Origin of the sequence: Mycolicibacter heraklionensis (assembly GCF_001021505.1) — a bacterium.
Taxonomy (GTDB): Bacteria; Actinomycetota; Actinomycetes; order Mycobacteriales; family Mycobacteriaceae; genus Mycobacterium; species Mycobacterium heraklionense.
In genome coordinates this window covers 307686-334401 of the sequence record NZ_LDPO01000002.1, presented here as the reverse complement: position 1 = coordinate 334401, position 26716 = coordinate 307686, and the positions used below count along the sequence as shown (strand labels likewise).

The following is a 26716-nucleotide window of genomic DNA, read 5'->3' as shown; positions in this document are numbered from 1 at the left end:
CCGTCCCACGGGCCTGATCGTAGAGGATCGGTAACTACATCCCGTAGTAGGTCAGCTGGAGTAGTCGGGTCAGCTGAACCGGAACCACCGCACCGCACCGACGGCGGCCAGCACACCCCACACCGTCACCACCGCGATACCGAACCAGTCGACCGAGACGCTCAGTGCCTGTGCCAGCGCCTCGGTGAGCGCCCCCGAGGGGGTCAGCCGGGCGAGCCAGCGGACCGTGCCGGGAACCAGGTCGGTCTCCACGGTCAGCGCGGAGAACCCGCCGAACACGAACCACATCAGGTTGGCGCCCGCCAGCACAATCTCGGCGCGCAGGCTCCCCCCGAGCAGCAGGCCCAACGCCGCGAAGCAGGCGGTCCCCAGCGCGATGACCACCGCCCCCAGGCCCAGGCCGGCCAGGGTCGGCCGCCAGCCCAGCGCAGCGCCGATCGCCCCGAGCAGCACCGACTGCAGCAGAACCACGGTGGCCACCGACAGGGATTTGCCGGCGATGACGCCCCACACCGGTAGCGCCGTGGCGCCCAGTCGTTTCAGCGCCCCATAGCGCCGGTCGAACGCCACGGCGATGGCCTGCCCGGTGAACGCGGTGGCGATCACCGCCAGCGACATGATCACCGGCAGCACGGTGGTGGCGCGTTCGGCGTGGCCCTCGCCGAACGGGCCCAGCGGCAGCACCGTCAGACCGATCAGCAGGGTGATCGGAATGAACATCGTCAACAGCAGCTGCTCGCCGTTGCGCAGCAGCAGGGTCAGCTCCAGCCGGTACTGCGCGGCGAGCATCGCCGGAACCCTCGCCGGGCGAGGGTCGGGGGTGAAGGTGCCGGGCGCGAAGACCTGCTGGTCGGTACTCATGGGCGTAGCTCCCGTCCGGTCAGCTCCAAGAACACGTCCTCGAGGCTGCGCTGCTCGACCCGCAGCGCGGTGGCCAGCACGTCCAGGCGCGCGCACCAGGAGGTCACGGTCGCCAGCACCTGAGGGTCGACCGTTCCTTCGACGAGGTATTCACCGGGCAGCACCTCGCTGGCCCGATAGCCCTCCGGCAACGCCGTGATCAGCAACGACAGATCCAGCCGCGGCGGCGCGGTGAACCGCAGCTGCCCCTGCGCGCCGCTGCGGGTCAACTCCGCCGGTGTGCCGGCGGCGACCACCGCGCCGTGGTCGATGATCAGCAGCCGGTCGGCCAGCTCTTCGGCCTCGCGCAGGTGGTGCGTGGTGAGCACCACGGTCACGCCGTCGCGGCGCAAGGCGTCGATCAGCTCCCACACCAGCAGCCGGGCGTGGGCGTCCATGCCCGCGGTCGGCTCGTCGAGGAACACCAATTCCGGCCGACCGACCAGGGCGCAGGCCAACGCCAGCCGCTGCTGCTGCCCGCCGGAGAGCCGGCGATAGGTGGTGCGCGCCGCATCGGTCAGGCCCAGGGTGTCCAGCAGCCACTGCGGGTCCAGCGGGTTGGCCGAATACGACGCCACCAGCTTCAGCATCTCGCCGGCGCGGGCGGCCGGGTAGCCGCCGCCGCCCTGCAACATCACGCCGATGCGCTCCCGAAGCCGGTCATTGTCGGCGACCGGGTCCAAGCCGAGCACTTCGATGGTTCCGGCGTCCGGGCGGACGAAGCCCTCGCACATCTCGACCGTGGTCGTCTTCCCGGCGCCGTTCGGGCCGAGTAGCGCGAACACTTCGGCGGTCTGTACGTCGAAATCCAGGCCGGCGACCGCTTCGATCGCAGACGGACCGGTCCCGTAACGCTTGCGCACCCCGCGCAAGCGCACCGCGACAGCTGAGTTCACGGAGAATCAGCGTAAGCGTCGGTGGCGGCGGCCGACCGCGGGGTCGGTTCCTCGGCCGGTGCGTCGCCGGCCGGGGGCTCGGCTTCGGCCGGCAACTCGCGCCACGGCAGGCGCCGGTAGGTCAGCAGGAACAACCCCAGCACCACGACGGCGCTGGCCAGGGTGGCGTCCACGATCTGGAACAGGGCGAAACGGTCGCCGTTGGCGGTCGGGCCGAAGATGCCCACCACCAGCGTCACCGCGATCACCGCGATCCGGAAGTTCGGCCGGGTCGCCCAGGCGGCCAGCGGGATGATCGCCCACAGCAGGTACCACGGCTGGACCACCGGGAACAGCAGGACGGTGATGCCCAGCGCAACGCCGAGCCCACCGACCGGATGCAGCCGGCCGTTGAACACCACCAGCAGCAGCCACACCACCAGGACCGCGATGATCAGCACACCGATGGCACGGGTCAGCGACAGCACCGCGGTGGTGTGATCACCCAGACCCAGCAGGATCCCGACCTGGCCGGTGCCCAGGGCGATCAGCGTCGGCGGCGACATCCAGCTGCGCACCACGTTGGCCGTGCCCAGGGTGAAGACCCACCCGAAGCCCAGCCCGCTGGCCCAGCCGATCAAGCCGGTGACCGCCGCCGCCAGCGCGGCCATGCCCGTACCGGCCAGCAGAAACGCCCGCAGATCGCCGCCCCACCGCCAGCCCAGCGCCATGGCGACGAACCCCAGAGCCAACAGCGATGGCAGCTTGACCTGCGATGACAGCGTGATCAGTACCGCCCCGGCGAGCAGTTCGGCCAGCGGCGCCCAGTCGTGGGGCTCTGGCCGCGTCCGCAGCGACGGCAGCAGCGGCTGCGCCGCGGTGATCCCGCGCAACGCGAACTCCGTGCCGGTCAGCATGAGTCCGAGCATCAACGCCTCGTTGTGGATGCCGGCGACCAGATGCATCAGCAACAGCGGATTGGCCGCACCGAGCCACAGGGCGCTGACCTCGGCGACCCCGCAGCGTGCCGCCAGGCGCGGCACCGCCCACACGATCAAGCCGACCCCGAGCAGCACCACCACCCGGTGGCACAGCACCGCGGTGACGATGTTTTCGCCGGTCAACGCCGAGATGCCCCGGCCGATCCACAAGAAAAGTGGCCCATAGGGCGCCGGCGTCTCCCGCCAGAGGCTCGGGACGGAGAGGGTGAAGACGTGGTCAAGGCCCAGGGCCGGCGCCGGCCCCACCCGGTAGGGGTCCAGGCCCAGCCGAGAGATCTGACTCTGCGCCAGGTAGGAGTAGACGTCTTTGCTGTACATCGGCGGGGCGACCAGCAGCGGCAGCATCCACAGCAGCAGGGTGCGGTCGAGCTGGCTGCGCGACATCCGCCGCTTGCCCAGGGCGAACCGCCCCAGCATCAGCCACGCCAGCGCCATCATCACCGCGCCGGTGGTGGTCATGGTCAGGGCCACCGTGGCCAGCCGAGACGGCAGGTTGAGCAGCCGGACCCCGAAGGTCGGGTCTTGCACCACCGGTCGCGCACCGGCCCCGAGCGCACCGATGGCCATCAGCACGGTACCGGTGGCGCCGAACAGCCGGGTTCGGCGCAATGCGACCAGCTCAGCGGCGTTCAGCGGGGAGCCGACGGTGCGCTCGTCGCCGTGCAGATGCGCGATCGACGTGCTCAGCGAGTGCCGGCGGGCTGCCATCCCAGCAGCGTAACGGCCGCTCGGCGATGCCTGGGGACGCCCGGCGCCGCGCGGGATGTGACCAGCGCAACGGCCGATCCGGGCTGAACTGAGGTAACCCTTTCTAGACCGGGCTCTGGAATTGCGTCACACTGGTGTTGTGAAAATCGAGGCCTCCAACGAGGGCGAGGTGAATGTCATGCCGGTAACTGAGCTCGCCGGCGGCCACGACACCCGTCACGCCGTGGTGCGCCTGCTGATGGAATCCGGATCGATCACCGCGGGGGAGATAGGCGCCCGGTTGGGCTTGTCGGCCGCCGGGGTGCGTCGCCACCTCGACGCCCTGATCGAGATGGGTGACGCCGAGGCACATGCGGCGGCATCCTGGCAGCAGGTGGGGCGTGGGCGTCCGGCGAAACGGTTCCAGCTCACCGAAGCCGGCCGCGGCAAGCTTGGTCACCGTTACGACGACCTCGCGGTGGCCGCCATGCGCCAACTGCGCGAGATCGGCGGCGAGGACGCGGTGGTCGACTTCGCGCGACAGCGCATCGACACCATCCTGGCCAAGGTCGCTGCTGTCGCAGCCGGCGACGGCGCCGACGACGACGGTGACCTGGAGGCCACCGCCCAACGCATCGCCGGCGCACTGACCGAGGCCGGTTACGCCGCGACCACCGCGCGGGTGGAGGGTGGCGTACCGGCGGTGCAGATTCTGCAGCACCACTGCCCGGTGGCCAACGTCGCCAAGGAGTTCCCGGAGTTGTGTCGGGCCGAGCGGCAGGCGATGGCCGAAGTGCTGGGCACCCACGTGCAGCGGTTGGCGACCATCGCCGACGGCGGCTACGTCTGCACCACCCATGTGCCACTGACCAACCGAAGCGCCAAGGCCGGGAAGGCCGGCAAGTCCAGCACCGTCGGGACCGTCAAAAAACAGCATTAGCAGCACCGATCGACCTTCGGCGCACACCCTGCGCCGAAGCCATCACGAGCATCGAAGGAGTGTCACCATGACACTGACGCCGGAGGCCACCGCAGCAGCTGCGGAGCCGACCACCCAGGAAGAGACCATCGCGTCGCTGGGCCGGTACGAATACGGTTGGGCCGACACCGATGTCGCGGGCGCCGCCGCCCAGCGCGGGCTGTCCGAGGCCGTGGTGCGCGACATCTCGGCGAAGAAGAACGAGCCGGAGTGGATGCTGCAAGCCCGCCTGCGGGCCTACCGGACGTTCATGAAGAAGCCGATGCCCAACTGGGGCTCGGACCTGTCCGGTATCGACTTCGACAACATCAAGTACTTCGTGCGGTCCACCGAGAAGCAGGCCCAGACCTGGGACGACCTGCCCGACGACATCCGCAACACCTATGACCGGCTGGGTATCCCGGAGGCCGAAAAGCAGCGCTACATCGGGGGCGTCGCGGCCCAGTACGAGTCCGAGGTGGTCTACCACAAGATCCGCGAGGACCTGGAAGCCCAGGGCGTCATCTTCCTCGACACCGACACCGCGCTCAAGGAACACGAGGAGTTGTTCCGGGAGCACTTCGCCACGGTGATTCCGGCCGGGGACAACAAGTTCTCCGCGCTCAACACCGCGGTGTGGAGCGGGGGATCGTTCATCTACGTGCCCAAGGGCGTGCACGTCGACATCCCGCTGCAGGCCTACTTCCGGATCAACACCGAGAACATGGGCCAGTTCGAGCGCACCCTGATCATCGTCGACGAAGACGCCTACGTGCACTACATCGAGGGCTGCACCGCGCCGGTCTACACGTCGGACTCGCTGCACTCTGCGGTGGTGGAGATCGTCGTCAGGCCCGGCGGCCGGTGCCGCTACACCACCATCCAGAACTGGTCGGTCAACGTCTACAACCTGGTCACCAAGCGGGCCCGGGCCGAGGCCGGCGCCACCATGGAGTGGGTCGACGGCAACATCGGCTCGAAGGTCACCATGAAGTACCCGGCGGTGTGGATGACCGGCGAGCACGCCAAGGGCGAGGTGCTCTCGGTGGCGTTCGCCGGCGAGGACCAGCACCAGGACACCGGCGCCAAGATGCTGCACCTGGCGCCCAACACGTCGTCCAACATCGTCTCCAAGTCGGTGTCGCGCGGCGGCGGGCGGTCCTCCTACCGGGGCCTGGTGGAGATCCACAAGGGCGCGCACGGGGCGAAGTCGAGCGTGAAATGCGATGCGCTGCTGGTCGACAACGTCAGCCGCAGCGACACCTACCCCTACGTCGACATCCGCGAGGACGACGTCACCGTCGGCCACGAGGCCACCGTGTCGAAGGTCAGCGAGAACCAGCTGTTCTACCTGATGAGCCGCGGCCTGACCGAGGACGAGGCGATGGCAATGGTGGTGCGCGGATTCGTCGAGCCGATCGCCAAGGAACTGCCGATGGAGTACGCGCTGGAGCTCAACAAGCTGATCCAGCTGCAGATGGAAGGCTCGGTGGGCTAGGTGACTTCCACTGGTTTGACGTCCACCCCGGCGGCCAACCTGACCCAGGCGGCCGAAGGCTTCCACAAGGGGATGCAGTTCACCTCGTTCGACGTCGAGGCATTCGAGGTGCCGCACGGTCGCGATGAGGTGTGGCGGTTCACCCCGTTGCGCCGGCTGCGCGGTCTGCACGACGGTTCCGCGGTCGCTGACGCGTCCGCCGCCATCGAAGTCCTCGGCTCGGATGCCGTGCGGATCGAGGCGGTCGCGCGCGGCGATCACCGGCTGGGGGCCGCTGGAGCTCCCGCGGACCGGATTGCGGCCCAAGCCTTCTCGGCGTTTCGCGAGGCGACGGTAGTCACCGTGCCCAAGGAAGCCGACGTCGAGGAGCCCATCCGGATCACTGTCACCGGCCCCGGAGCGGGAGCGACGGCCTACGGCCATCTGCAGCTGCGCGCTGAGGAACTGTCGCGGGCAACCGTCGTGATCGACGTGCGAGGCAGCGGAACCTACGCCGACAACGTCGAATTCGTGGTCGGCGACGCCGCACAGCTGACCGTGGTCTGGATCGCCGACGCCGCCGCGGACCTGGTGCACGTCACCATGCACCACGCGGCGCTGGGCAAGGACGCGGTGCTGCGCCACAGCGCCGTGCAGCTGGGCGGCGAATTGGTACGCCTGACCGGGCGGGTCCGGTTCGACGGCCCGGGTGGCGACGCCGAAATGCTCGGCCTGTACTTCGCCGACGACGGCCAGCACCTCGAATCGCGACTGCTGGTCGACCACGCCCAGCCCAACTGCCGCTCTAACGTGCTCTACAAGGGCGCGCTGCAGGGCGACCCGGATTCTGCGCTCCCGGACGCCCACACTGTCTGGGTCGGAGACGTGCTGATCCGCGCGACGGGCGTCGGCACCGACACCTTCGAGGTGAACCGCAACCTGGTGCTGGCCGACGGTGCCCGGGCCGACTCGATTCCGAACCTGGAGATCGAGACCGGGGAGATCGTGCAGGCCGGACACGCCAGCGCGACTGGCCGATTCGATGATCTCCAGTTGTTCTACCTGCAGGCGCGCGGCATCCCCGAAGAGCAGGCCCGGCGCCTGATCGTGCGCGGCTTCTTCGGCGAGATCATCGCCAAGATTCCGGTGCCTGCGGTGCAGGAGCGCCTCACCGAGGCCGTGGAGCGTGAGCTCGCGGTCACCGAGAACAAATAAACCCGAACGCATCAGCTAAGGACACGAATCAGCAATGAGCACACTGGAAATCAAGGATCTGCACGTGAGTGTGTCGCCCGGCGGTGGCGGCGACGACGGCGCGGCGACCATCCCGATCCTGCACGGCGTCGACTTGACGGTGAACTCCGGTGAGACACATGCCCTGATGGGGCCCAACGGGTCTGGCAAGTCCACGCTGTCCTACGCGATCGCCGGGCACCCCAAGTACATCGTGACGTCCGGTTCGATCACCCTCGACGGCCAGGACGTGCTGGCGATGACCGTCGACGAACGTGCCCGCGCGGGCCTGTTCCTGGCTATGCAGTACCCGGTCGAGGTGCCGGGGGTGTCGATGTCGAACTTTCTGCGCACCGCGGTGACCGCGATGCGCGGTGAGGCGCCGAAGCTGCGGGCCTGGATCAAGGAACAGCGGGCCGCGTTCGCCGAGTTGGGCATCGACTCCGGGTTCGCCGAACGCAACGTCAACGAGGGGTTCTCCGGCGGGGAGAAGAAGCGCCACGAGATCCTGCAGCTGAGCCTGCTCAAGCCGAAGATCGCGATCCTCGACGAGACCGACTCCGGCCTGGACGTCGACGCGCTGCGGGTGGTCAGCGAAGGGGTGAACCGGTACCAGGAGACCGAACACGGCGGCGTGCTGGTGATCACCCACTACACCCGCATCCTGCGCTACATCCAGCCGCAGTTCGTGCACGTCTTCGCCGGCGGGCGGATCGTCGAGTCGGGCGGACCGGAACTCGCCGACGAGCTCGAAGAGAACGGCTACGAGCGCTTCACCGCCGAGGCCGCAGCGGCGGAGGCCTGAACATGACGCTCTCGGTCAGCCGTCCGGCGGTGCCGGACCTCGACGCGATTCGGGCGGATTTTCCGATCCTGAACCGTGTCATGCGCGGCGGAAGCCGGCTGGCCTACCTGGATTCCGGCGCCACCTCGCAGCGGCCGCTGCCGGTGCTCAACGCCGAGCGGGAGTTTCTGCTGAACTCCAACGGGGCGGTGCACCGCGGGGCGCACCAGCTGATGGAGGAGGCGACCGACGCCTACGAGGACGGCCGGTCCGCGATCGCGCACTTCGTCGGCGCCGACCCGGACGAGCTGGTGTTCACCAAGAACGCCACCGAGTCGCTGAACCTTTTGTCCTATGCGCTGGGCGACAACCGCTTCGAGCGGGCCGTCGGCCCGGGTGACGTCATCGTCACCACCGAGCTGGAACACCACGCCAACCTGATTCCCTGGCAGGAGCTGGCGCGGCGCACCGGTGCGACCCTGCAGTGGTACGAGGTGACGCCCGACGGGCGCATCGACCTGGACTCGCTGGAACTCGACGAGCGGGTTAAAGTCGTTGCTTTCACCCATCACTCGAACGTGACCGGCGCACTGGCCCCGGTCGAAGAGCTGGTGTCGAGGGCCCGCGCGGTGGGTGCACTCACTGTGCTGGACGCCTGCCAGTCCGTTCCGCACCAGCCGGTCGACTTCCACGCGCTGGAGGTGGACTTCGCGGCGTTCTCCGGGCACAAGATGCTGGGGCCCAACGGGATCGGCGTGCTCTACGGCCGGCGGGAGCTGTTGGCGGCGCTGCCGCCATTCCTCACCGGTGGGTCGATGATCGAGACGGTCACGATGGCGGCAAGCACCTACGCTCCGGCGCCCCAACGTTTCGAGGCAGGCACGCCGATGACCTCGCAGGTCGTCGGGCTGGCCGCGGCCGCTCGCTATCTCGATGCGATCGGGATGGATGTGGTGGCCGCTCACGAACGTGAGCTGGTGGCCGCCGCACTCGAGGGGCTGGCCGGCATTCCCGGGGTGCATATCGTCGGGCCGACCACGACGATCGACCGCGGCTCGCCGGTGTCGTTTGTGATCGACGGGGTGCATGCGCACGACGTCGGGCAGGTGCTCGACGACGACGGTGTCGCGGTCCGGGTGGGCCACCACTGCGCAATGCCGTTGCACCGCAAGTTCAATGTTGCTGCCACCGCCCGAGCCTCGTTCGCGGTGTACAACACCCACGAGGAGGTGGAGCGCCTGCTGGCGGGTGTTCGCCGGGCCGTGGAATTCTTTGGGGGAGTGTGAGACGTTGCGTCTTGAGCAGTTCTATCAAGAGGTGATCCTCGATCACTACAAGCATCCGCAGCATCGCGGTCTGCGGGAGCCCTACGGCGCGCAGGTGCACCATGTGAACCCCACCTGCGGTGACGAACTGACGCTGCGGGTGGCGCTGTCGCCCGACGGTACGCGGATCGCCGATGTCTCCTACGACGGGCAGGGTTGCTCGATCTCGCAGGCGGCGACCTCGGCGCTGGCCAGCCAGGTGATCGGTTTGACGGTGGAGCAGGCGTGCGCGACGTTCGACGCCTTCCACGAGATGGTGTCGTCGCGGGGCACCGTGGAAGGCGACGAAGAAGTGCTGGGCGACGGCATCGCGTTCGCCGGGGTGGCCAAGTACCCGGCGCGAGTCAAGTGCGCGCTGCTCGGCTGGATGGCGTTCAAAGATGGGCTGGCGCAGGCACTTTCCAAGGCAGAAGAACAGACGTTGGCATCCGTCAGTGTCTCTCAACCCAGGAGATGAACCGATGAGCGAATTGGGACCGGACGAGCTGCTCGCCGAAGTCGAGGAATCGATGCACGACGTCATCGACCCCGAGATCGGCATCAACGTCGTAGACCTCGGCCTGATGTATGACCTGTCGATCCGCCAAGACGATGGCGGTCCGACCGCCGTCGTCACCATGACGCTCACCTCGCCGGCCTGTCCGCTGCAGGACATGATCGCCGAGCAGGTCGAGAACGCCACCGTGGGCGCCGGCCTGGTCAAGAAGGTCGACCTGTCCTGGGTCTGGGAGCCCGCCTGGGGACCGGACAAGATCACCGATGAGGGCCGCGAAATGATGCGCGCAGTCGGTTTCACGGTCTGACCGTGCCGGCAGCCGAGTTCTGGCTGTGCCGGACCTGCGGTGTCGAACACGATGCGACGCCGCCGGTGTGTGCAATCTGCGAGGACGACCGGCAATGGGTGCCGCCGGACGGCCAACACTGGGCCACCTTGGACGGCTTGGCCGCCGAAGGCATGCAGTCCTACGCCTTCGAACTGGAACCCGGGCTGATCGGGATCGGCAGCAATCCGCCGCTCGGTATCGGTCAGCTGGGCAAGCTGGTGTGCACGCCGAGCGGCAATATGCTGTGGGATCCGCCGGGATTCGTCGATGACACCGCGGTCGCCGCGGCGCTCGAGCAGGGCCCGGTGCTCGGGGTCGTCGCCAGCCACCCGCACATGTTCGGCGCCCAAGTGGAATGGGCCCGTCGACTCGGCGGGGTGCCGGTGTACGTCAACGCTGCCGACAGCCAATGGGTGATGCGTCCGGACCCGGCGATCCGGTACTGGTCCGGCCGGCTGGAGCTCGCACCCGGGTTGAGCGTGATTCAAGTCGGCGGCCACTTTCCGGGCAGCTCCGTCGCATGCTGGGACGCCGGTGCCGAGGGGCGCGGGGTGCTGCTGGTGGGTGACACCGTCTTCCCGAACCCCGACCGGCGCACCGTGGCGTTCTTGCGCAGCTACCCGAACCGGATTCCGCTGTCGGCTGCCGTCGCGCAGCGGATGGCCGCAACGTTGGAGGGGTTGCGCTTCGACCGCATCTACGGGCTGCACACCAACACCATCGACACCGATGCCGTGGCCGCGGTCCGGTTCTCGGCGGACCGTCACGCCGCGTGGGCTCGCGGCGACCACGACGACCTCACCTAGCGCGGGACGGGTCAGCGTTGTCACCACTCCCGGCCGGCGGTCCGGGCGATGGGCGCTGCAATACTCGTCGCGTGACTGTGACGGAAAACGAGCGGACACGGTGACGACGAGCAGGCGGCGGTTCATGGCCGGGATGGCGGCCGCGGCCGCGGGCACCGCGGTCGGCGGGCTGGCTGGTTGCGGTTCGCGGGGACCGGGCGCCGACACCATTTTCATCGGCGGTCCGGTGGTGACGGTGGCGCCGGGCCCTCCGGAGGCCGAAGCGCTCGCGGTCACCGGCGGACGGATCAGCCAGGTCGGCACGGCCGATGAGGTGCTGCGACTGCGGGGGTCGGGAACCACCGTCGTCGACCTGCGCGGCCGGGCGCTGCTGCCGGCGTTCGTGGAGCCGCATGGTCATCCCTTCGAGATGGGCTCCACACTGGCTCCGCCGGCCATCGACGTGCGTCCCTTCACGGTCCCCACTGCGAACGGGGTGTTCGCGAAACTGGCCGAGGCCGTGGCCGACACGCCCAAGGGCCAGCCGATTCTGCTCAACGGGGTCGATCCCTTGCTGCAGACCGGGCTGCAGCCCTTCAGCCGTACCGAGCTGTCCCGGCTCGCCCCGAACAACCCCGTGGTGATCATTTCCAACAGCGGCCATGCCGCCTACGGCAACACTGCCGCGTTCACCGCGGCCGGTATCACCAAAACCACCCCGAACCCCGCCGGGGCGCAGTACATGCACGGTCCCGACGGACAGCTGACCGGCGAGGTGCGCGAGGCGGCGGCGGTGATGGCGCTGGTCGCGCCGTTCTCCGGCGCGATCATGGCCAACGCCGGGGACAACCTGCGCTGGGCCTACGCCCAACTCGCCCGCGCGGGAATCGCCACCGCCACCGAGCATTCCTACGACGCGCGTGCGCAGTCCGAGGTGTTCGGCAAGCTCGCCCAGCAGGCCGACTGCGCGGTGCGGGTCCGCGCCTACGAGATCGGCACCCCAGAGCTGGCTGCGGACCCGAAGAACGTCCGTGGCAGGCGGGCCCGCGCCGACGTGCTGTTCGACAAGATCGGGATGAAGATGTGGGCGGACGGTTCGCCCTGGCAGGGCAACATCTTCACCACCTTCCCGTATCTGACCAACGCCACCACAGCGGGCATGGGCTTGGGGCCCGACCACCGCGGCCGGATGAACTACCCGCCCGAGCAGATCCAGGACCTGACCAAGGCCTTCGTGGATCAGCACTGGCAGGTTTCCTGCCACGTCCACGGTGACGCTGCGATCGATGTGGTGCTGGACGCATTCGAACAGGCGCGCACACCCCCGGCGTTACGGTCCCGGATCGAACACGTCGGGGCCATGCGGCCCGATCAGTTCGCGCGGGCCGCGAACCTCGGGATCACCCCGAGCCTGTTCATCGAACACATCTACTTCTGGGGAGATGTGCTGGTGGACAAGCTGTTCGGCATGGAACACGGGTCGCACTGGATGTCGGCTCGGTCGGCGCTGGACGCCGGCCTGCGGCTGTCGTTCCACAATGACGGCACCGTCACCCCGCCCAACCCGATCGGCAACATCGCCACCGCGGTGAACCGCATCGCCAAGGGCAGCGGCCGGGTCCTGGCTCCCGAACAGCGCATCGGCGTCGACGCGGCGATCAAGGCGCAGACCCTCAACGCCGCCTGGCAACTACGGCTGGACACCGAGATCGGCAGCCTGGAACCCGGCAAGTACGCCGATCTGGTGGTGCTGTCACACAACCCACGTCGGGTCCCGCCGACCGACCTGCGCGACGTGGCCGTGGAGGCCACGTACCTGATGGGCCGGCAGACCTACGGGAAGGTGCTGGGGTAGCGGGGCGGGTTGCGCCGAGGCCCGCTAGGCGGGCGGCTCGGGGCAGTTGCCGTCGCCGGCCCACACGGTGACCCGGGCGGCCTGCAGCACGCCGTCGCCGTCCTTGGTCCCGCCGGCGGCGACACACTTTCCAGCGCTGATCGACGGTGCGCTGACGGTGATCATCCGGCGGAAGTGGGTGCTGTCGTTGAGTGTGACCGTGGCCGGCCCGGACGGGCCGCTGACGGTGAGTGTGTCGCCGGCAACGGACTCGACCACACCGCGGACGCCACGGTGCGGCTTCGGGGGCGCCGGGGCGTCGGCCGCCGCGGCGGGCCGCTGCGGGCACTGGCCGTCGACCGTGGTGCTGATCGCCACGAACTTCGCGGTGATGGCCCCACCGTCGGAGGCGGCGCCGTCTTGGGCGCCTCCGGCCTTGATGCAGGTGCCGGCGGTGATCTCGCCGCGCTGCGCGGGCACCGACTCGAAAATCCGGGTGCCGTCGGTCAACGAAACGGTGGTGGTGCCGGACGACCGGGTCACTTCGAAGGTGTTGCCGGATACCGAGGAGACCGAACCCATCACGTGGTCGCCCTGGGCGTGAGCCAATGCCGGGACGAACAGTCCGGCCGCGAACAGCGCCGTCGCTCCGGTCAGTGCGCGAACCGTTTGGGTGGGTGTGCTCGGGCGGGGGGACATCGGCAGTCTCCGTTCGTTGATATCGGCGGCGGCGGGTGCCGTCGACCGGTGCTACCACCGTCGAGGGTCGAGTTAGCGAGCAGCTAGCTTCCCGCTGTGAGCGCGCTGTGTAAGCAGCTGTGCAGGGGCCGGGAACACCACGGATGTTCCCGGCGTTGACTCGGTCATGGCAACTCAAGACCTCACCGCAGCGAAATTCGAAGAAACCATCGCCGACAACGACATCGTGCTCGTCGACTTCTGGGCGTCCTGGTGCGGGCCGTGTCGGTCGTTCGCGCCGACGTTTGCGGCCGTCTCCGAGAAGCACCCCGACGTGGTGTTCGCCAAGGTCGACACCGAAGCCGAGCAACAGCTGGCCGCTGCCGCCCAGATCCGCTCCATCCCCACCCTGATGGCGTTCAAGAAGGGCACGCTGGTGTTCAACCAGGCCGGCGCACTGCCTGCCGCGGCGTTGGAGAACCTGGTCCAGCAGGTCAAGGATCTCGACGTCGAGGCCGCATTGGCCGAGCAGGCCGCGCAGGGCAAGCCCGACCAGGTCTGAGGGCGCGCACGCGATAGCGTGCATCCGTGTCTTCCGAATCCGAGTTCGTCCTCGTTGAACGTCCCCGTCCGCACGTCGCGCTGATCACGCTGAACCGCCCGGAGCGGATGAACTCCATGGCGTTCGACGTGATGGTTCCGCTGCGTGACGTGCTGGCGGAAGTCAGCTACGACAACTCGGTGCGGGTGGTGGTGCTGACCGGGGCGGGCCGGGGGTTCTCCTCCGGCGCCGACCATAAGTCCGCGGGTTCGGTGCCGCACGTGGCCGGACTGACCCGGCCCACGTTCGGATTGCGGTCGATGGAACTGCTCGACGACATCATCCTGGGGCTGCGGCGCCTGCACCAGCCGGTGATTGCCGCCGTCAACGGGGCGGCCATCGGTGGCGGTCTGTGCCTGGCGCTGGCGGCCGACATTCGGGTCGCCGCGTCGGGTGCCTACTTTCGGGCGGCCGGCATCAACAACGGGCTGACCGCCAGTGAGCTGGGCCTGAGCTACCTGCTGCCCCGGGCGATCGGTGCGTCGCGGGCCTTCGAGATCATGCTCACCGGCCGCGACGTCGACGCCGCCGAGGCGGAGCGAATCGGCTTGGTCTCGCGGGTGGTGGAGACGGCGGACCTGCTGGACACCTGCTACGACATGGCCGAGCGGATCGCCGGTTTCTCCCGGCCGGGGGCCGAGTTGACCAAGCGGACGCTCTGGAGCGGACTCGACGCCGGTAGTCTGGAGGGGCACATGCAGGCCGAGGGGCTCGGACAGCTCTACGTGCGCCTGCTGACCAGCAACTTCGAGGAAGCCGTCGCTGCGCGCGCCGAGAAGCGCCCACCGGCCTTCACTGACGATAAGTAGCACCACCACGACAGGAGTACGCGCGCGTGATTACCGCAACGGGCCTGGAGGTCCGCGCCGGAGCGCGCACCCTGCTCGACTCGGTGGACTCGGTGCTGCGGGTTCAGCCCGGCGACCGGATCGGTCTGGTCGGCCGCAACGGCGCCGGCAAGACCACCACGTTGCGCATCCTGGCCGGTGAAGGTGAGCCGTATGCGGGCACCATCACCCGCACCGGTGAGGTCGGCTACCTGCCGCAGGACCCCCGGGAAGGCAACCTCGACGTCCTGGCCCGCGACCGGGTGCTCTCGGCACGCGGCCTGGACACCATCCTGGCCGACCTGGAGAAGCAGCAGGTGCTGATGGCCGAGGTCGTCGACGACGCGGAGCGGGACCGAGCCATTCGTCGCTACGGGCAACTCGAAGAGCGCTTTGCCGCACTGGGCGGCTATGCCGCTGAGAGCGAGGCGGGCCGGATCTGCACCAGCCTGGGCTTGCCCGACCGGGTGCTGACGCAGCCGCTGCGGACCCTGTCCGGTGGCCAGCGCCGCCGCGTGGAGCTGGCCCGGATTCTGTTCGCGGCCGGCGAGGGAGGCGCTGGAGGCGCCGGTTCGGGAACCACCTTGCTGCTCGACGAACCGACCAACCACCTCGACGCGGATTCGATCGGCTGGCTGCGTGACTTCCTGAAGAACCACAGCGGGGGACTGGTGCTGATCAGCCACGATGTGGACCTGTTGGCCGACGTGGTCAACCGGGTGTGGTTCCTCGACGCGGTGCGCGGTGAGGCCGACGTCTACAACATGGGCTGGCAGAAGTACCTCGACGCCCGTGCGACCGATGAGCAGCGTCGCCGCCGGGAGCGCGCCAATGCCGAACGCAAGGTCGCCGCGCTGCGCAACCAGGCCGCCAAACTGGGCGCCAAGGCAACGAAAGCCGTTGCAGCGCAAAATATGCTGCGTCGTGCCGACCGGATGCTGGCGGCGCTGGATGAGGAACGGGTCGCCGACAAGGTCGCCAGGATCAAGTTCCCGACCCCGTCGGCTTGCGGGAAAACCCCGCTGATGGCGTCCGGGCTGACCAAGGTGTACGGCTCGCTGGAGATCTTCACCGGTGTCGACCTGGCCATCGACCGGGGCTCACGGGTCGTGGTGCTGGGTCTCAATGGGGCCGGTAAGACCACCCTGCTGCGACTGCTCGCCGGCGTCGAAACCCCCGACGCCGGCCAGCTCGAGCCCGGATACGGTTGCAAGATCGGCTATTTCGCCCAGGAACATGACACCATCGACAACGCGGCGACGGTGTGGGAGAACATCGTTCACGCGGCTCCCGACACGTCTGAACAGGATCTGCGGGGACTGCTGGGCGCGTTCATGTTCACCGGGCCGCAGCTGGAGCAACCGGCCGGCACGCTGTCCGGCGGTGAGAAGACCCGACTGGCGCTGGCCGGGCTGGTGGCATCCACCGCGAACGTGCTGCTGCTCGACGAGCCGACCAACAACCTCGACCCCGCGTCGCGCGAGCAGGTACTCGACGCGCTGCGCAGTTACGCTGGCGCGGTGGTGCTGGTCACCCACGACCCGGGCGCAGCTGAGGCGCTTGACCCACAGCGCGTGGTGTTGTTGCCCGACGGCACCGAAGACCACTGGTCTGCGGACTACCGCGACCTGATCGAGCTCGCCTGATTCACTCAAAGTCGCCCGGTATCGCCGAGGCATTCCTACGCTGAACCCGTTGAGTCGGCGAGGGGATGGTGAGGGGACGTGGCGACGACGACGAAACCGAACAAGCAGCGCGATCGTCAGCTGGTCGAGTTGCGCAACGCCTATGAGGGCGGGGCGAGTATCCGGACCTTGGCGGCGTCGACCGGCCGATCGTACGGCTCCGTGCACAGCATGCTGCGGGAGTCGGGCGCGGCGATGCGCAGCCGCGGCGGGCCCAACCACCGCACCCGGTCCCGCTAGCGTCGCCCCTGAGCGCGAGCGCGCGTGTCTGCACACGACACGCCGATCGCGGTCGGCATTCTGCGCACCCTCGCGGTGCACTGATCAAGCGAAATCAGCTCTGCCGCACCGAATCCTCGACCAGGTCGAGGACCGCGGAAAGCCGCTGCGGATCTTCGCCAGACGCCAGCCGCGCGACGAGGCCGTCGAGCACCAGATCCAGATAGCAGTGCAATACGTCTGCGGGGACGTCGTCGCGCAGCCGGCCGGCCTGCTTCTGGCGATTAAGCCGATCCGTTGTCGCAGCGGCCAATTCGGCTGACCGCTCCGCCCAGCCGCGGCTGAATTCCGGGTCGTGGCGCAGTTTGCGGGCGATCTCCAGCCGAGTGGCCAGCCAGTCGAACTGTTCCGGCGCCGCCAGCATGTCCCGCATCACGCCGATCAGGCCCTCGCGCGAGGCGACATCAGCCATCCGCTCCGCATCTTCGCGCGCCAACTCGAAGAACAGGGTGTCCTTGTCGCGGAAGTGATGGAAGATCGCCCCCCGCGACAGCCCGATCATCTGCTCCAGTCGCCGCACCGTGGCCCCGTCGTATCCGTAGGCGGCGAAGCACCTGCGTGCGCCATCGAGGATCTGGCGGCGCCGGGCCGCCAGGTGATCCTCGCTGACCCTGGGCATCAGGTGATCGCCGTCTACGCGGTCGTAGTCGATTTTCCCCCGCGAGCGGGAGGTGCCCCCAGCATGTTGCGCAGCACGTACTGCAGGATGCCGCCGTTGCGGTAGTAGTCGGCCTCACCGGGGGTGTCGATGCGCACCACCGCGTCGAATTCGACCTTGTCACCGTTTTCCTTGGTGGCGGTGACCTTGACCGTCTTGGGCGTCTTGCCGGTGTTGAGCTCCTCGATACCGACGATGTCGAAGGTCTCGGTGCCGTCCAGGCCCAGTGTCTTGGCGGTTTCGCCGGCCGGGAACTGCAGCGGGATCACGCCCATACCGATCAGGTTCGAGCGGTGGATGCGCTCGAAGGACTCGGTGATGACGGCCTTGACGCCCAGCAGCGTGGTGCCCTTGGCCGCCCAGTCACGCGACGAGCCGGAGCCGTATTCCTTGCCGCCCAGCACGACCAGCGGGATGCCGGCCTTCTGGTAGTTCATGCAGGCGTTGTAGATGAACTCCTTCGGGCCGCCCTCCTGGGTGAAGTCCCGGGTGTAGCCACCCCGGGTGCCCTCCAGGCCGATGGTGTCCAGCAGTCGGTTCTGCAGGCGGATGTTGGCGAAGGTGCCGCGGACCATGACCTCGTGGTTGCCGCGACGGCTGCCCAGCGAGTTGTAGTCCTTGCGCGCCACACCGTGGGCGTCCAGGTAGTCCGCTGCGGGGGTGCCGGGCTTGATCGGGCCGGCCGGGCTGATGTGGTCGGTGGTGACCGAGTCGCCCAGCAGCGCCATCACCCGGGCGCCCTTGATGTCGGAGACCGGGTCGGGCTCCAGCGCCATGCCGTCGAAGTACGGGGCCTTGCGCACGTAGGTCGACGCCTCGTCCCAGGCGAACGTGTCACCGTCCGGGGTCGGCAGGTTGCGCCAGTTGTCGTCGCCCTTGAACACGTCGGCGTAGGACTTGCGGAACATGTCCTGGTTGATCGCGGACTTGATGGTGTCGTCGATCTCCTGGGCCGACGGCCAGATGTCGCGCAGGTACACGTCGTTGCCTTGCGCGTCCTTGCCCAGCGAGTCGGTCTCGAAGTCGAAGTCCATGGTGCCGGCCAGGGCGTAGGCGATGACCAGCGGCGGGGAGGCCAGGTAGTTCATCTTCACGTCGGGGGAGATGCGACCCTCGAAGTTGCGGTTACCCGACAGCACGGCGGTGACGGTCAGGTCTTCCTCGTTGACCGCCTTGGAGATCTCCTCGGGCAGCGGGCCGGTGTTACCGATACAGGTGGTGCAGCCGTAACCGCCCAGGTAGAAGCCGAGCTTCTCCAGGTAGGGCCAGAGGCCGGCCTTCTCGTAGTAGTCGGTGACCACCTGGGAGCCCGGTGCCATGTTGGTCTTCACCCACGGCTTGGAGGACAGGCCCTTCTCGACGGCGTTGCGGGCCAGCAGGGCCGCGCCGATCATCACCGACGGGTTGGAGGTGTTGGTGCAGGAGGTGATACCCGCGACGGCGACGGCGCCGTGGTCGAGGATGAACTCACCGCGCTCGCCCTTGACCCGGATCGGCTTGCTCGGCCGGCCGTCGGCGCCGTTGGCGGCGGACTGCACGTTCACAGCACCGTCGTCGGCGAAGGACAGCGAGACCGGGTCGGAGGCCGGGAAGGACTCCTCGATGGCCTCGTCGAGCTTGGTCTCCGGCGCCGGGTGCTGCTCTTCGACGTAGTTGTGGATGTCTTTGCGGAAGGCGATCTTGCTCTCCGACAACAGGATCCGGTCCTGCGGACGCTTCGGGCCGGCGATCGACGGGACCACGGTGGACAGGTCCAGCTCCAGGTATTCGGAGAAGGCCGGCTCGTGGTCCGGGTTGTGCCACATCCCCTGGGTCTTGGCATAGGCCTCGACCAACGCGAGCTGCTCGTCGGTGCGGCCGGTCAGACGCAGGTAGTTGATGGTCTCTTCGTCGATCGGGAAGATCGCGCAGGTGGAGCCGAACTCGGGGCTCATGTTGCCCAGGGTGGCGCGGTTGGCCAGCGGCACCTCGGCGACGCCCTTGCCGTAGAACTCGACGAACTTGCCCACCACGCCGTGCTTGCGCAGCATGTCGGTGACGGTGAGCACCACGTCGGTGGCGGTGACGCCCGGCTGGATCTCGCCGGTCAGCTTGAAGCCGACGACGCGGGGGATCAGCATCGACACCGGCTGGCCCAGCATGGCGGCCTCGGCTTCGATACCGCCGACGCCCCAGCCCAGCACGCCCAGGCCGTTCTGCATGGTGGTGTGGCTGTCGGTGCCCACGCAGGTGTCGGGGTAGGCCTGACCGTTTCGCACCATCACGGTGCGGGCCAGGTATTCGATATTGACCTGGTGCACGATGCCGGTGCCCGGCGGGACGACCTTGAAGTCGTCGAAAGCGCCTTGGCCCCAACGCAGGAACTGGTAGCGCTCGGCGTTGCGCTGGTACTCCAGCTCGACGTTGCGCTCGAAGGCGTCGGCGGTTCCGAAGACGTCGAGGATGACGGAGTGGTCGATGACCATCTCGGCGGGTGAGAGCGGGTTGACCTTGTTCGGGTCGCCGCCCAGCGCGGTGACGGCCTCACGCATGGTGGCCAGGTCGACGACGCAGGGCACACCGGTGAAGTCCTGCATGATCACCCGGGCCGGGGTGAACTGGATCTCGATGCTCGGCTCGGCGGCCGGGTCCCAGTTGGCGATCGCGTTGATGTGCTCTTTGGTGATGTTGGCGCCGTCCTCGGTGCGCAGCAGGTTCTCGGCCAGCACCTTGAGGCTGTAGGGGAGTTTCTCGGTGCCCGGGACGGCATCGAGGCGGTAGATCTCATAGTCCTTGTCACCCACGCTCAGGGTGTCGCGGGCTCCGAACGAATTCACCGAATCTTTGCTGGTCACTTCAACTCCCCGAGATCGAGTTCTCCTCCATCGACGGGTCCGCGCCGACGGGCGCCATAACCCTAACAGTACGATTGTCCTGTATAAAGTAAGGTTCACCTCACTTGGCCGGGGTTGATACCGTCTTCAACCGTGACGATCCAGCACCCGCCGGCCTATATCCCCGGCGAGCTCTGCATCACCGTCGGCCTCGACCCGGCCGCCCCGCCCGACGACTGCATGGCACTGGTCAAGGTTGCTGTCGCCGCCGACGGGGTGAGCGCACCGGCGGCCGACGTGCCGGCGCTGCGCGAGGTGGTGGCGCAGGCCGGCCGCGACGGTATCGACCTCAAGATCGTCGAGGTGGCCCGAAATCCCGGCATGGACACCGCGCTGCGCGACGTCGCCACCGTGGTCGGCTACGACTATCCGGATTCCACTGTTCTGGTCGTCAGTACCAACTATGTCGGCAGCTACAGCGGCCAGTTTCATCGGTCCAAGCTGGAGGCCGCCGAGGATCACGCCAAGACCGGCGACCCGGTGGTCTCCGCGCAGAATTTCGTGCATGAATTGGCCACCCCGGATCTGCCCTGGACGGGCCTCACGGTGGTGCTGCTGGTGGGGGTGGCGGTGGCGGCTGTCGGGACCCGCTTCCTGCAACGACGCAGCAAACAGGCTGCCGAACGCTCCGACGTCGCCAACTAGCGGCCTTACCTCCGAAAACCCGGAAACTAGGCGATTAATTGTCGCCCCGTTGTCGGCTGCTGCAAATAATTAGGTCACCGAATGGTCACAACCGGCTTAATTACAATAATGTAGTTTGTTACGAACGTTTCTCCAGTGACTGATGTGACGTATGGTCTCAAAAGGCGCAGCTGTTGTATCTGTTGTTTCTGTGCTTTTGCCACCGGCCGAAGCGCGGCGCCGCCTGCTGAGAGTCCGAGGAGATCCAAGCCGAATGAGACGCATCCGTTGTGGCTCCGATGGCTCTGCTTTCCGGCTGGCGGCCCGGTTCGCCCGACCCGCGACGGTGTCGGTACTCAGCGCTGCGATGCTGCTGGGCACCCCGGGGCTGGCGACAGCCCAACCCGCGCAGGACCCCGACGGCATCGCCGCGCTGATCGCCGACGTCGCCGACGCCAACCAACAGTTGCAGAACCTGGGCGCGCAGATCGCCGAGGAGAAGGAAGGGGTCAACAAGGCCCTGGTGGATCTGCAGACCGCGCGCGACGACGCCGCCGCTGCCCAACACGAGGTGGACGCCGGCCGGCAGGCGATCGCCGAGGCCGACGCCGCGATCGCCGCCGCGCAGCGACGGTTCAACACTTTCGCCGCGTCGACGTACGTCAACGGGCCCTCGGACAGCTACCTGACCGCGGCCAACCCGACGGAGATGATCGCTACGGCCGCGGCCGGCCAGACCCTGGCGCTCAGCTCGCAGCAGGCGCTGGACAACCTCAAGCGGGCCCGCATCGAGCAGGTGAACAAGGAATCGGCCGCTCGGCTGGCCAAGCAGAAGGCCGATCAGGCGGTCGCCGACGCGCAGTCCAGCCAGGATGCCGCGGTGGCCGCGCTCACCGACACCCAGCGCAAGTTCGGCGAACAGCAGGGCGAGATCAACCGGCTGGCCGCACGACGTAACGAGGCGCAGGCCAAACTCGCCGCCGCCCGCGGCCACGATCAGCCCCAGCAGGGGCATCCGCCGGCCGGCGCCGCAGGCGGTGATCGGTGGGGAAACCCCGCCGGTCCGGTCGCCGGCCCCACGGCCCCGGCGCCCGCGCAGTGGGATGGTCCCTGGGACCCGACCCTGCCGATGGTGCCCAGTGCCGACGTTCCCGGCGACCCGATCGCCGTCATCAACCAGGTGCTCGGGATCTCCCAGACCTCGGCACAGGTGACGGCGAACCTGGGCCAGAAGTTCCTGCAGTCCCTCGGGCTGGCCAAGCCCGACGACACCGGGATCAACAACGGCAAAATCCCGCGGGTTTACGGCCGGCAGGCCTCCGAATACGTGATCCGCCGTGGCCTTTCGCAGCGCGGCGTGCCCTATTCCTGGGGCGGCGGCACCGCCGCGGGGCCAGGACGCGGTATCGGCTCCGGTGCGGGCACCGTCGGATTCGACTGTTCCGGGCTGATCCTCTACGCCTTTGCCGGGGTGGGCATCAAGCTGCCGCACTACTCGGGTTCGCAGTACAAGATGGGCCGCCAGATCCCGTCGGCGCTGGCGCGTCGTGGCGACGTCATCTTCTACGGACCCGGTGGCAGCCAGCACGTGACGCTCTACCTCGGCAACGGCCTGATGCTGGAGGCCCCCGACGTGGGGCAGACGGTGAAGGTGTCGCCGGTCCGCAAGAGCGGCATGACGCCCTACGTGGTCCGATACATCGAGTACTGACGGCGGTGCAATGCAACTGAGTTCCTTACGACTATCACGCCTCATCGGATCGTTGCTGGTGGCGATCCCGGTGCTGGTCGGCCTGGCCGGACCGGCCGAAGCGGACCCGGGGTGGGACCCCACCCTGCCGGCGACGATCAGTGCCGGCGCGCCCGGTGACCCGCTGGCGATCGCCAACGCCTCGTTGCAGGCCACCGCGCAGGCCACCCAGACCACGATGGACCTGGGCCGCAAGTTTCTGTCCGGCCTCGGATTCAACGTCGGCGATGAAGCCGTCGGCAACGTGTCACCGGGCAAGCGGGTGCACGGCAAGCAGGCCATCGAGTACGTGATTCGTCGCGGCGGCTCACAGATGGGCGTGCCCTACTCCTGGGGCGGTGGTTCGCTGACCGGTCCCAGCAAGGGAGTCGACTCCGGTGCGGGCACGGTCGGTTTCGACTGTTCGGGCCTGATGCGCTACGCGTTCGCCGGTGTGGGCGTGCTGATCCCACGCTTCTCCGGCGACCAGTACAACGCCGGCCGGCATATTCCGCCCAGTCAGGCCCGTCGTGGCGACCTGATGTTCTACGGCCCCGGTGGCGGCCAGCACGTCACCATGTACCTGGGCGGCGGGAAGATGTTGGAGGCCTCGGGCAGCGCCGGCAAGGTGGTCGTCAGCCCGGTGCGGACGTCGGGGATGACGCCGTATCTGACCCGGATCATCGAGTACTGACGCATTCGGGACGGGCCTTACGTCGACGGATGCTGCGAACCCTGGAATAGTGAAACGAGGGCACAACGCTGCCCCTCGGCCGTGTGCCGTGCAAGCAGTTGTGTCTGACCGACCTTTGTGGAGGATTTGTCGATGACGTCATCGGATGGGACGCCCGCGGGCGCCAGCGGTTTCCCCGGCTCGGCCGGTGCCGAGACAGGCACAGTCGGCGGTAGCGGGCTCGCCGCCGACGTACACGCGCTGGAGCGGGCCATCTTTGAGGTCAAGCGCGTCATCGTCGGCCAGGACCAGCTCGTCGAGCGCATCCTGGTCGGCCTGCTCGCCAAGGGCCACGTGCTGCTCGAAGGCGTGCCCGGTGTCGCCAAGACCCTGGCCGTGGAGACCTTCGCCAAGGTGGTGGGCGGGAGCTTCGCCCGCATCCAGTTCACTCCGGACCTGGTGCCCACCGACATCATCGGTACCCGCATCTACCGGCAGGGCCGCGAGGAGTTCGACACCGAGCTCGGCCCGGTGATGACCAACTTCCTGCTGGCCGACGAGATCAACCGTGCACCGGCCAAGGTGCAGTCGGCGCTGCTGGAGGTCATGCAGGAGCGCAAGGTCTCCATCGGCGGTAAGAGCTTCCCGCTGCCCAACCCGTTCCTGGTGATGGCCACCCAGAACCCGATCGAACACGAGGGTGTCTACCCGCTGCCCGAAGCGCAGCGCGACCGTTTCCTGTTCAAGATCAACGTCGGCTACCCCTCGCCGGAGGAGGAGCGCGAGATCATCTACCGGATGGGTGTCACCCCGCCGGAGCCCAAGCAGATCCTCGGCACCGGCGACCTGGTGCGGCTGCAGACGCTGGCGGCCAACAACTTCGTGCACCACGCCCTGGTGGACTACGTGGTTCGGGTGATCACCGCGACGCGGCAGCCCGAGCAGTTCGGCATGCCGGACGTGAAGAACTGGCTGTCGTTCGGCGCGTCGCCGCGTGCCTCACTGGGCATCATCTCCGCATCCCGCGCGCTGGCCCTGGTCCGTGGTCGCGACTACGTGATCCCGCAGGACGTCATCGAGGTCATCCCGGACGTGCTGCGGCACCGCCTGGTGCTGTCCTACGACGCACTCGCCGACGAGATCACGCCGGAGATCGTGATCAACCGGGTGCTGCAGACGGTGCCGCTGCCTCAGGTGAACGCGGTTCCGCAGCAACAGCATTCGCCGGCACCGGGTGCCCCGACCGCAGCGGCAGTGGCCGGCGGTCGGTGAGCGACCCCGACACCGGGGCTGGATCGATTCAGCCACCCGAAACCAGCACCACGCCGCCGTCGATGCTGCGCGGCGGAATCCGCGACCCGAAGCTGGCGGCGGCCCTGCGCACCCTGGAGCTGACGGTCAAACGCAAGCTCGACGGGGTGCTGCACGGAGATCACCTCGGCCTGATTCCCGGCCCGGGCTCCGAGCCCGGCGAGTCCCGGCTCTACCAGCCCGGCGACGACGTGCGGCGGATGGACTGGTCGGTCACGGCCCGCACCACCCATCCGCACGTCCGGCAGATGATCGCCGACCGCGAGCTGGAGACGTGGTTGGTGGTCGACATGTCGGCCAGCATGGATTTCGGCACCGCCACCTGCGAGAAGCGTGACCTGGCGGTGGCGGCGGCCGCGGCCATCGTCTACCTCAACAGCGGTGGCGGTAACCGGCTGGGCGCATTGGTGACCAACGGCGAGCGCGTGCTGCGGGTGCCGGCCCGCTCCGGGCGCAACCACGAGCAGACCCTGCTGCGCACCATCGCCACCATTCCGCGGGCCCCGGTCGGGGTGCGCGGTGACCTGGCGGCGGCCATCGACGCCCTGCGCCGCCCCGAACGCCGGCGCGGCATGGCGGTCATCATCAGCGACTTCCTCGGCCCGATCAACTGGATGCGCCCGTTGCGGGCGATCGCCGCCCGCCACGAGGTGCTGGGCATCGAGGTGCTCGACCCGCGCGATGTGGAACTGCCCGATGTCGGTGATGTGGTGTTGCAGGACACCGAGTCCGGAATCACCCGCGAGTTCACCATCGACGCCAAGCTGCGTGACGATTTCGCCCGGGCCGCGGTGGCCCACCGCTCCGACGTCGCCCGCGCGCTGCGCAGCTGCGGCGCGCCGTTGCTGGGGTTGCGGACCGACCGGGACTGGATCGCCGACATCGTCCGATTCGTCGAGTCACGCCGGCGCGGAGCGCTGGCGGGGACGCCGTGACGCTCACCTTCCACCGGCGAGCAGTCGTGAAAGCCCCGATTTCGTCCACCAAATGGGGGCTTTCGCGACTGATCGCTGGCCAAAAGACAGGTCTGCTATGACATTGCCGCTCCTCGGGCCGATGACGCTGTCGGGCTTCGCGCACCCGTGGTTCTTCCTGTATTTGTTCGTGATCCTGGGCCTGGTCGCGCTGTACATCCTCGTGCAGGTGGCGCGGCATCGGCGGATCCTGCGGTTCGCCAACATGGAGCTGCTGGAGAGCGTGGCGCCCAAATCGCCGACGCGCTGGCGACACCTGTCGGCGATCCTGCTGATCAGCTCGTTGCTGCTGTTCACCGTGGCGATGGCCGGCCCCACCCACGACGTCCGGATCCCGCGCAACCGCGCGGTGGTGATGCTGGTGATCGACGTCTCGCAGTCGATGCGGGCCACCGACGTCGCCCCCAGCCGGCTGGCGGCCGCGCAGGAAGCCGGCAAGCAGTTTGCCGACGAACTGACGGCGGGCATCAACCTGGGGTTGATCGCCTACGCCGGCACCGCGACCGTGCTGACGTCGCCGACCACCAACCGCGAAGCCACCAAGGCCGCGATCGACAAGCTGCAACTGGCGGACCGCACCGCCACCGGTGAGGGCATCTTCACCGCATTGCAGGCGATCGCCACCGTGGGCGCCGTCATCGGCGGCGGCGACACCCCGCCGCCGGCCCGCATTGTGCTGCTCTCCGACGGTAAGGAGACTGTGCCGTCCAACCCCGACAATCCGAAGGGGGCGTTCACCGCGGCGCGCACCGCGAAGGACCAGGGGGTGCCGGTCTCGACGATCTCGTTCGGCACGGCCTACGGCTACGTCGAGATCAACGAGCAGCGTCAACCGGTGCCGGTCGACGATGACTCACTGAAGAAGATCGCCGACCTGTCCGGCGGCAGCGCCTACACCGCCTCCAGCCTGCAGCAGCTCAAAGAGGTGTACTCCACGCTGCAGGACCAGATCGGTTTCGAGACCATCCGCGGTGACGCCAGCACCGGCTGGCTGCGACTGGGCGCGTTCGTCCTGGCGCTGGCCGCACTGGCGGCACTGCTGCTCAACCGACGGCTGCCCGCCTAGGCCGCACGAGTGGCCCGCGCCCTCAGCGCGGAGTCAACGGGTCGATTCGATAGGT

Annotated in this window: 25 protein-coding genes; 19 read left to right on the top strand and 6 right to left on the bottom strand. The window is 68.3% G+C overall.

What is annotated here, in order from left to right; genetic code table 11:
- Nucleotides 1–69: 69 nt before the first annotated feature.
- The 3 genes from ABW16_RS04895 to mptB are packed head-to-tail and all read right to left on the bottom strand — an operon-like array spanning nt 70 to nt 3484.
- Nucleotides 70–861, bottom strand: a complete 792-nt coding sequence (locus ABW16_RS04895) for an ABC transporter permease (protein ID WP_047317996.1) — start codon at nt 859–861, stop codon at nt 70–72.
- A complete protein-coding gene (locus tag ABW16_RS04890) occupies nt 858–1796 on the bottom strand; it encodes an ABC transporter ATP-binding protein (protein WP_047317995.1) in 939 nt (312 codons plus the stop codon). The genes ABW16_RS04895 and ABW16_RS04890 overlap by 4 nt, the downstream gene beginning before the upstream one ends.
- Complete coding sequence (gene mptB / locus ABW16_RS04885) at nt 1793–3484, bottom strand: polyprenol phosphomannose-dependent alpha 1,6 mannosyltransferase MptB (protein ID WP_047317994.1); 1692 nt, start codon at nt 3482–3484, stop codon at nt 1793–1795. The genes ABW16_RS04890 and mptB overlap by 4 nt, the downstream gene beginning before the upstream one ends.
- A gap of 139 nt (nt 3485–3623) precedes the next feature.
- On the opposite strand from mptB, the gene ABW16_RS04880 reads away from it, so the two are divergent.
- The 9 genes from ABW16_RS04880 to ABW16_RS04840 all read left to right on the top strand — a co-directional run bounded on the left by ABW16_RS04880 (nt 3624) and on the right by ABW16_RS04840 (nt 12704).
- Nucleotides 3624–4403 carry a helix-turn-helix transcriptional regulator gene (locus tag ABW16_RS04880; RefSeq protein ID WP_412178177.1) on the top strand — a complete coding sequence of 260 codons (780 nt, stop codon included), beginning with the start codon at nt 3624–3626 and terminating at the stop codon, nt 4401–4403.
- A gap of 67 nt (nt 4404–4470) precedes the next feature.
- Nucleotides 4471–5919, top strand: a complete 1449-nt coding sequence (gene sufB, locus ABW16_RS04875; protein ID WP_047317993.1) for a Fe-S cluster assembly protein SufB — start codon at nt 4471–4473, stop codon at nt 5917–5919.
- A 72-nt stretch (nt 5920–5991) separates the two neighbouring features.
- Entirely contained in the window at nt 5992–7113 is a 1122-nt protein-coding gene (gene sufD, locus ABW16_RS04870; RefSeq protein ID WP_047318134.1) for a Fe-S cluster assembly protein SufD, read from the top strand.
- 34 nt (nt 7114–7147) lie between these two features.
- Entirely contained in the window at nt 7148–7936 is a 789-nt protein-coding gene (gene sufC, locus ABW16_RS04865; protein WP_047317992.1) for a Fe-S cluster assembly ATPase SufC, read from the top strand.
- Nucleotides 7937–7938: 2 nt separating this feature from the next.
- Nucleotides 7939–9201: a cysteine desulfurase gene (locus tag ABW16_RS04860; protein WP_047317991.1), complete on the top strand. Its 1263-nt coding sequence runs from the start codon at nt 7939–7941 to the stop codon at nt 9199–9201.
- Nucleotides 9188–9697, top strand: coding sequence for a Fe-S cluster assembly sulfur transfer protein SufU (sufU, locus tag ABW16_RS04855; RefSeq protein ID WP_109519483.1), 510 nt, complete (start codon nt 9188–9190; stop codon nt 9695–9697). Before ABW16_RS04860 ends, sufU begins: the two co-directional genes overlap by 14 nt.
- Before the next feature lie 4 nt (nt 9698–9701).
- Complete coding sequence (locus tag ABW16_RS04850) at nt 9702–10043, top strand: metal-sulfur cluster assembly factor (protein WP_047317989.1); 342 nt, start codon at nt 9702–9704, stop codon at nt 10041–10043.
- Nucleotides 10044–10045: 2 nt separating this feature from the next.
- A complete protein-coding gene (locus ABW16_RS04845; RefSeq protein WP_082133958.1) occupies nt 10046–10870 on the top strand; it encodes an MBL fold metallo-hydrolase in 825 nt (274 codons plus the stop codon).
- Nucleotides 10871–10970: 100 nt separating this feature from the next.
- Nucleotides 10971–12704, top strand: coding sequence for an amidohydrolase (locus tag ABW16_RS04840; RefSeq protein ID WP_047317988.1), 1734 nt, complete (start codon nt 10971–10973; stop codon nt 12702–12704).
- A 24-nt stretch (nt 12705–12728) separates the two neighbouring features.
- On the opposite strand, the gene ABW16_RS04835 is transcribed toward ABW16_RS04840, so the two are convergent.
- Nucleotides 12729–13382 (bottom strand): DUF5666 domain-containing protein, encoded by a 654-nt coding sequence (locus ABW16_RS04835; protein WP_047317987.1) that lies wholly within the window; start codon nt 13380–13382, stop codon nt 12729–12731.
- A gap of 166 nt (nt 13383–13548) precedes the next feature.
- Between ABW16_RS04835 and trxA the strand changes: the two genes are divergently transcribed.
- From trxA to ABW16_RS04815, 4 genes are all read left to right on the top strand, one after another.
- Nucleotides 13549–13923, top strand: a complete 375-nt coding sequence (trxA, locus tag ABW16_RS04830; RefSeq protein ID WP_047317986.1) for a thioredoxin — start codon at nt 13549–13551, stop codon at nt 13921–13923.
- A gap of 26 nt (nt 13924–13949) precedes the next feature.
- Nucleotides 13950–14771, top strand: coding sequence for an enoyl-CoA hydratase (locus ABW16_RS04825; RefSeq protein WP_047317985.1), 822 nt, complete (start codon nt 13950–13952; stop codon nt 14769–14771).
- A 26-nt stretch (nt 14772–14797) separates the two neighbouring features.
- Complete coding sequence (locus tag ABW16_RS04820) at nt 14798–16435, top strand: ABC-F family ATP-binding cassette domain-containing protein (RefSeq protein WP_047317984.1); 1638 nt, start codon at nt 14798–14800, stop codon at nt 16433–16435.
- A gap of 78 nt (nt 16436–16513) precedes the next feature.
- Nucleotides 16514–16714, top strand: a complete 201-nt coding sequence (locus ABW16_RS04815) for a helix-turn-helix domain-containing protein (protein ID WP_047317983.1) — start codon at nt 16514–16516, stop codon at nt 16712–16714.
- Between the two features lie 94 nt (nt 16715–16808).
- Here the strand turns inward: ABW16_RS04815 and ABW16_RS04810 are convergent, their stop codons facing one another.
- Both ABW16_RS04810 and acnA read right to left on the bottom strand, forming a co-directional pair.
- Nucleotides 16809–17372, bottom strand: coding sequence for a TetR/AcrR family transcriptional regulator (locus ABW16_RS04810; protein WP_047317982.1), 564 nt, complete (start codon nt 17370–17372; stop codon nt 16809–16811).
- Between the two features lie 14 nt (nt 17373–17386).
- Entirely contained in the window at nt 17387–20245 is a 2859-nt protein-coding gene (gene acnA / locus ABW16_RS04805) for an aconitate hydratase AcnA (RefSeq protein WP_047317981.1), read from the bottom strand.
- A gap of 132 nt (nt 20246–20377) precedes the next feature.
- Here acnA and ABW16_RS04800 point away from each other — a divergent pair, with 132 nt between their 5' ends.
- From ABW16_RS04800 to ABW16_RS04775, 6 genes are all read left to right on the top strand, one after another.
- Nucleotides 20378–20929, top strand: a complete 552-nt coding sequence (locus ABW16_RS04800) for an Rv1476 family membrane protein (protein WP_109519482.1) — start codon at nt 20378–20380, stop codon at nt 20927–20929.
- A gap of 253 nt (nt 20930–21182) precedes the next feature.
- The gene (ripA, locus tag ABW16_RS04795; protein ID WP_082133956.1) at nt 21183–22619 is read left to right on the top strand and encodes an NlpC/P60 family peptidoglycan endopeptidase RipA; all 1437 of its coding nucleotides are present in this window, start codon (nt 21183–21185) and stop codon (nt 22617–22619) included.
- A 10-nt stretch (nt 22620–22629) separates the two neighbouring features.
- Entirely contained in the window at nt 22630–23331 is a 702-nt protein-coding gene (gene ripB, locus ABW16_RS04790) for an NlpC/P60 family peptidoglycan endopeptidase RipB (RefSeq protein ID WP_047317979.1), read from the top strand.
- 132 nt (nt 23332–23463) lie between these two features.
- The gene (gene moxR1 / locus ABW16_RS04785; protein ID WP_047318131.1) at nt 23464–24582 is read left to right on the top strand and encodes a chaperone MoxR1; all 1119 of its coding nucleotides are present in this window, start codon (nt 23464–23466) and stop codon (nt 24580–24582) included.
- Between the two features lie 62 nt (nt 24583–24644).
- Nucleotides 24645–25556, top strand: coding sequence for a DUF58 domain-containing protein (locus tag ABW16_RS04780; protein ID WP_047318130.1), 912 nt, complete (start codon nt 24645–24647; stop codon nt 25554–25556).
- A gap of 97 nt (nt 25557–25653) precedes the next feature.
- Complete coding sequence (locus ABW16_RS04775) at nt 25654–26661, top strand: VWA domain-containing protein (RefSeq protein ID WP_047317978.1); 1008 nt, start codon at nt 25654–25656, stop codon at nt 26659–26661.
- The last annotated feature ends 55 nt before the right edge of the window (nt 26662–26716 follow it).

Excerpts from the sequence above, each read along its gene's own strand:
- trxA (WP_047317986.1), top strand. The coding sequence starts at position 13,549 with ATGGCAACTCAAGACCTCACCGCAGCGAAATTCGAAGAAACCATCGCC.
- sufC (WP_047317992.1), top strand. The coding sequence starts at position 7,148 with ATGAGCACACTGGAAATCAAGGATCTGCACGTGAGTGTGTCGCCCGGC.
- ABW16_RS04895 (WP_047317996.1), bottom strand. The coding sequence starts at position 861 with ATGAGTACCGACCAGCAGGTCTTCGCGCCCGGCACCTTCACCCCCGAC.
- mptB (WP_047317994.1), bottom strand. The coding sequence starts at position 3,484 with ATGGCAGCCCGCCGGCACTCGCTGAGCACGTCGATCGCGCATCTGCAC.
- ABW16_RS04860 (WP_047317991.1), top strand. The coding sequence starts at position 7,939 with ATGACGCTCTCGGTCAGCCGTCCGGCGGTGCCGGACCTCGACGCGATT.
- ABW16_RS04810 (WP_047317982.1), bottom strand. The coding sequence starts at position 17,372 with ATGCCCAGGGTCAGCGAGGATCACCTGGCGGCCCGGCGCCGCCAGATC.
- sufB (WP_047317993.1), top strand. The coding sequence starts at position 4,471 with ATGACACTGACGCCGGAGGCCACCGCAGCAGCTGCGGAGCCGACCACC.
- moxR1 (WP_047318131.1), top strand. The coding sequence starts at position 23,464 with ATGACGTCATCGGATGGGACGCCCGCGGGCGCCAGCGGTTTCCCCGGC.
- ABW16_RS04850 (WP_047317989.1), top strand. The coding sequence starts at position 9,702 with ATGAGCGAATTGGGACCGGACGAGCTGCTCGCCGAAGTCGAGGAATCG.
- ABW16_RS04780 (WP_047318130.1), top strand. The coding sequence starts at position 24,645 with ATGCTGCGCGGCGGAATCCGCGACCCGAAGCTGGCGGCGGCCCTGCGC.
- ABW16_RS04775 (WP_047317978.1), top strand. The coding sequence starts at position 25,654 with ATGACATTGCCGCTCCTCGGGCCGATGACGCTGTCGGGCTTCGCGCAC.
- ripA (WP_082133956.1), top strand. The coding sequence starts at position 21,183 with ATGAGACGCATCCGTTGTGGCTCCGATGGCTCTGCTTTCCGGCTGGCG.
- ABW16_RS04835 (WP_047317987.1), bottom strand. The coding sequence starts at position 13,382 with ATGTCCCCCCGCCCGAGCACACCCACCCAAACGGTTCGCGCACTGACC.
- ripB (WP_047317979.1), top strand. The coding sequence starts at position 22,630 with ATGCAACTGAGTTCCTTACGACTATCACGCCTCATCGGATCGTTGCTG.
- sufD (WP_047318134.1), top strand. The coding sequence starts at position 5,992 with ATGCAGTTCACCTCGTTCGACGTCGAGGCATTCGAGGTGCCGCACGGT.